Origin of the sequence: uncultured Campylobacter sp., from assembly GCF_938045625.1 — a bacterium.
Lineage (GTDB): Bacteria > Campylobacterota > Campylobacteria > Campylobacterales > Campylobacteraceae > Campylobacter_A.
In genome coordinates this window covers 1-4040 of sequence record NZ_CALIAV010000016.1, presented here as the reverse complement: position 1 = coordinate 4040, position 4040 = coordinate 1, and the positions used below count along the sequence as shown (strand labels likewise).

Annotated in this window: 7 protein-coding genes and 1 tRNA gene; 4 read left to right on the top strand and 4 right to left on the bottom strand. The window is 44.3% G+C overall.

All coding sequences use genetic code 11. The annotated features are described in order from the left end of the window. Window positions 1-74: 74 nt before the first annotated feature. Both Q0386_RS01105 and Q0386_RS01100 read left to right on the top strand, forming a co-directional pair. Window positions 75-230, top strand: coding sequence for a hypothetical protein (locus Q0386_RS01105; RefSeq protein ID WP_004321784.1), 156 nt, complete (start codon window positions 75-77; stop codon window positions 228-230). A gap of 31 nt (window positions 231-261) precedes the next feature. Next, window positions 262-351 (top strand) — tRNA-Ser (locus tag Q0386_RS01100). Between the two features lie 98 nt (window positions 352-449). Here the strand turns inward: Q0386_RS01100 and Q0386_RS10170 are convergent. Further along, window positions 450-695, bottom strand: a complete 246-nt coding sequence (locus Q0386_RS10170; protein ID WP_367272370.1) for a DUF4209 domain-containing protein — start codon at window positions 693-695, stop codon at window positions 450-452. Window positions 696-1071: 376 nt separating this feature from the next. After that, entirely contained in the window at window positions 1072-1557 is a 486-nt protein-coding gene (locus Q0386_RS01095; protein WP_299025855.1) for a YbaK/prolyl-tRNA synthetase associated domain-containing protein, read from the bottom strand. A 203-nt stretch (window positions 1558-1760) separates the two neighbouring features. Here Q0386_RS01095 and ung point away from each other — a divergent pair, with 203 nt between their 5' ends. Beyond that, the gene (gene ung, locus Q0386_RS01090; RefSeq protein WP_299025853.1) at window positions 1761-2447 is read left to right on the top strand and encodes a uracil-DNA glycosylase; all 687 of its coding nucleotides are present in this window, start codon (window positions 1761-1763) and stop codon (window positions 2445-2447) included. 212 nt (window positions 2448-2659) lie between these two features. Here the strand turns inward: ung and Q0386_RS01085 are convergent, their stop codons facing one another. After that, window positions 2660-2965, bottom strand: a complete 306-nt coding sequence (locus Q0386_RS01085) for a hypothetical protein (protein WP_299025851.1) — start codon at window positions 2963-2965, stop codon at window positions 2660-2662. Between the two features lie 79 nt (window positions 2966-3044). On the opposite strand from Q0386_RS01085, the gene Q0386_RS01080 reads away from it, so the two are divergent. Next, complete coding sequence (locus Q0386_RS01080) at window positions 3045-3563, top strand: pyridoxamine 5'-phosphate oxidase family protein (RefSeq protein ID WP_299025849.1); 519 nt, start codon at window positions 3045-3047, stop codon at window positions 3561-3563. A 116-nt stretch (window positions 3564-3679) separates the two neighbouring features. On the opposite strand, the gene Q0386_RS01075 is transcribed toward Q0386_RS01080, so the two are convergent. After that, on the bottom strand, window positions 3680-3952 hold the full coding sequence (locus Q0386_RS01075; protein ID WP_299025847.1) for a DUF5339 family protein: 273 nt from the start codon (window positions 3950-3952) through the stop codon (window positions 3680-3682). Window positions 3953-4040 lie beyond the last annotated feature (88 nt).

The window sequence follows — 4040 nt, the reverse complement described above, 5'->3', positions numbered from 1 at the left end:
AAGGCATGAGCCTGCAAAGCTTTGATCCCCGGTTCGAATCCGGGTGTCGCCTCCAAAAATTATAAGGAGAGAAAATGCGTTATTTACTAGTGCTATTATCTGCTGCTTTGTTTATGGTTGGCTGTTCAAATACTTGGCGCGGAGCCAAAGAGGACACAAATAATGCCGTTGAATGGTCAAAGGAAAAAGTCAACAAAGGTGCTTCCTACGTTAAGGAAAAAACCGAATAAATTTGGCTATGATTAGCCAAAATATTTTTTGCGGGAGATGGCTGAGCGGTCGAAAGCGGCGGTCTTGAAAACCGTTGAGGTGTGAAAGCCTCCTGGGGTTCGAATCCCTATCTCCCGGCCATTATCTAATTACTGTACAAGCTCCTAATATATTAGTATCTCCAATTTTTAGTTGTATTTTTTAAATTTTAGTAATTTTTTTTGATTTTATTGCGTGTATTATTTGCAGTTAAAGTAATAAATCCAGTAAGTGTCTTTAAATAAAACGCAATTATTAACCGTTAGCCTAAGGCAAAGGCACCAAATATAAATATCGGTATAGTTTGGAGATTCGCTGACTAGTCTGTGACATATTTTATTTCTGTAGTTTAGCCCCATCGGCTCCGTTAGTAAAAATTTTAGCTCTTCTGTCAAATCTCTCCCGAGCAATTCATATATTTTTGGTTCTTGCAAAAGCGAGTTTATACTTTTTCCGATTCTACGCCGTATTCATCGATAGTAGTCGTAGGAATTTTTTCTTGTTGTAGTAAAATTCTCGTCAAATGATTTAAAATTAAAAAACTATATGAAGGCCGCAATATCAACTTTGCACCCAGATTCTGCACTGCCGAGCAGAACTACACTATAATTTCTGCAAAATATCATAAATGCAGCACATAGACACTCTATTCTCCTCTAAATTTTGCCAAAATGCAGGCGGTATCGCCGCTATTATTTTTGGTATATAGATTGTCTATGTTGCTCATGCGAGCTCTTTTGCGTTTAAATAAATTAGCATTACTTGAACCCAACGCAATTATACATTATTCTTACTCTTTGCGTATATTGGTATGTCGAATCACTATATCGTTACAAATTTGACCAATCTCGGCTGTGCGATACGCTCATAGTCTTTCGTGTTTAAAATGATAGAGTGATCTAGCAAGCCCGCGTTAAAGGCAAGCTCGGCGTAGCGCGTAAATAGGCTCGGATCAGCGATTAGCCCCAGCTCCTCATGAAAGCTAAACGGCGGAACACTACCAAAAACGCAGTCGGTTAGCCGCATAACCTCATCGGGGCTAGCTAGGCTAGCTCTAGTGCCGCCAAGCGCCTGTGCGATGAGCTGCAAATCAGCTTTGTAGTCCGCTGGCAGCACTGCCAAAACATATCGTTTGGCGCCGCCGCCCTTTACGACGCAAACGAGTGCCTTTGCCCCCTGCCCTAACTCCGTACCGCGCGCCACGGCGACCTCGGCCGATGTTTTTGCGCTCGCGTGAGATACGGTGCGAAAATCCGCATTTTGCGTGCTTAGCAGCTTTTTTAGCTTCTCAAAAATTTGCTCGGACATCGTTATTCCTTTATTTAAGATTTAGTTTAAATTATACAGCAAATTTTTAAAACCGCTCTGCTCTTTTTTGGAAATTTAACAATAAACGCTTGTAAATTTGAGTCCATCTTAAACCGCCTAAATTTAAATATTTTTGGCTATCATTTCGTAAATTTGCCTTAAAATGAATACAAAGAAAAAGAGCAAATTTACAAAGGAAAATCATGCAGATCGACAAAATCCAAATCGAAGCAGACTGGAAAGAGGCGCTAAAAGAGGAATTTTTGAGCGAAAATTTCGCTCGCATAAAGGAAAATTTCTTGCGCGCAAAGGCTGCGGGCGAGGTCTATCCGCCAAACGCACTGATATTTAACGCCTTTAACCTCACGCCGTTTAATGCCGTCAAAGTCGTGATCCTGAGCCAAGACCCATACCACGGCGCGGGGCAAGCGATGGGGCTAAGTTTCTCCGTACCGCGCGGCGTCAAGATCCCGCCGAGCCTCGCCAACATCTACAAAGAAATCCGCGACGATTTGGGCGTAACGGAGCCAAACTCGGGCGATCTGAGCTACTGGGCGAAGCAGGGCGTGCTGCTGCTAAATGCGACGCTAAGCGTTAGCGCGGGGCAGGCTAACTCGCACTCGAATTTCGGCTGGCAGGAGTTCACGGATGCTGCGATCAGGAAGCTTAGCGAACGCGCCCAGAACGTCGTTTTCATGCTCTGGGGCAACCCGGCTAAGGCCAAAATCCCTCTCATCGACGCTAACAAACACCTTGTACTAACAGCAGCGCATCCAAGTCCGTTAGCGCGCGGCGCGTTTTTTGGTTGCAGGCACTTTTCAAAGGCGAATTTGTATCTCGCCGAGCACGGCAAAGCGCCGATAGATTGGGATTTAAATAACGCTAGTTAGTGCGCTTTTATGCGGGCCGCGACAAAACGAGCTTTTATGATTTGGCTAAAGCGAGTTTGTAAATTTAGTAAGCATGCGGTTTTAATTGCGCCAGGCTACGTCAAATTTACATTCAAAAGCTTGCCAGACTAGGTTTGGCGGGTTTCAAATTTGATCGTAGAGCTTTTGACCCTACTCGGCAAAAACGACTCAAATTTCTCTATAAAACAGGCCTACTTTTGCGCCTTTTCTGCTCTCATTTCATCTAACATGGATTTTATCTTTGCCGATTCGCGCTCGCAAAATTTCTCATCGCCGCTTTGTATGATTAGCGCCGCTTGGCCCTCCTGTGCCTTTTGTAGCTCGCTAAATTTGAGCTCAAACAGCCTAAGGGCCTGCGGATCGTCTTTTAACTGCTTAGATTTTGTTTCGTAAAGCTCGTTTAGGTAAATTTTGCTTTGCTTCACGTACTCCTCGCACGCGTTTTGAGCGCCTAAAGCCAGTGCGCCCAGAGCGCAAAATATTAATATTTTTCTCATCGCCGTCCTTTAAATTTGCGAAATTATACACTTTTTTAGGGTTTAAATTTTATAATTTTCAAAAATTTAAAGGCGGAAAATGAGACGAAAAGATAGAGAATTAACCGCGCAAGAAGGGCTTGCGATCATCGATGCGTGCGAATACGGCACTATATCTTGCATTGGTGAGGCGGGCGAGATTTTTAGCGTGCCGATCTCGGTCGTGCGCGAGGGCGAGAGCGTATTTTTGCACGGCGCTCCTGCGGGTTCTAAGGCAAAGCTGTTAAAAGACGGCAAGAGCGTGACGCTGGTTTGCGTGAGCTATGCGCAGGTGCCGGTTTTGACGGATGAGCAGCTGGATGCGATCAAGGACGACGGCAAGGCGCTTGGCGCGAAAGTTTTTACGACCGAATACAAATCCGCTGTCGCCCTAACCAAGGCCTACACCGTGACGGACGAAGCGGCGAGGCTGCACGCGCTACGGCTGCTTAGCGAAAAATACACGCCAAACTACATGCGAACCTTTGACGTCGCGGCAGCTCACGGGCTAAAGGCGATGAATATCTATGAGCTAAAGATCGCGAGCATAACGGCAAAAGCGAAGATTATTCGGGATTAAATTTGCGCTTTACGGCGGCAAATTTGATGCTAAATTTTAAAAATAATTACATGAAATTTGATAGAGATGAGGAATTAAAAAAAGACGAAAAATCCCTCCAAGCGGAGGGATAAAAATTATTTAGGTAGCGTAGCTATAACTTGCTTCATTTGTTCAAGGGCAGGTTTGCAAGCGGCCTCTTGTGAGTCTTGCGGAAGCTGAGCAAACTGGGCTTTTTGATCTTCGTAAGTAGATTTCATAGCCGCCATTTGCGGGTTGTCTTTAGTTTTTTCGACGAACTCGTCGACTAGTTTAAAGTACTCTTCGCAAGAAGGCGAAAGCTCGACCGTGGCAGCGGCATTTGCGCCCATTACGCCAAGGGCGGCGATTACTAACAATGACTTTTTCATATATTCTCCTTAGATGAAATAGGCGGGCATTATATCCTTTTTCTTTCCTTTTTTCGTAAATCAAATTTAAAAATTTCGTTAAAAATAT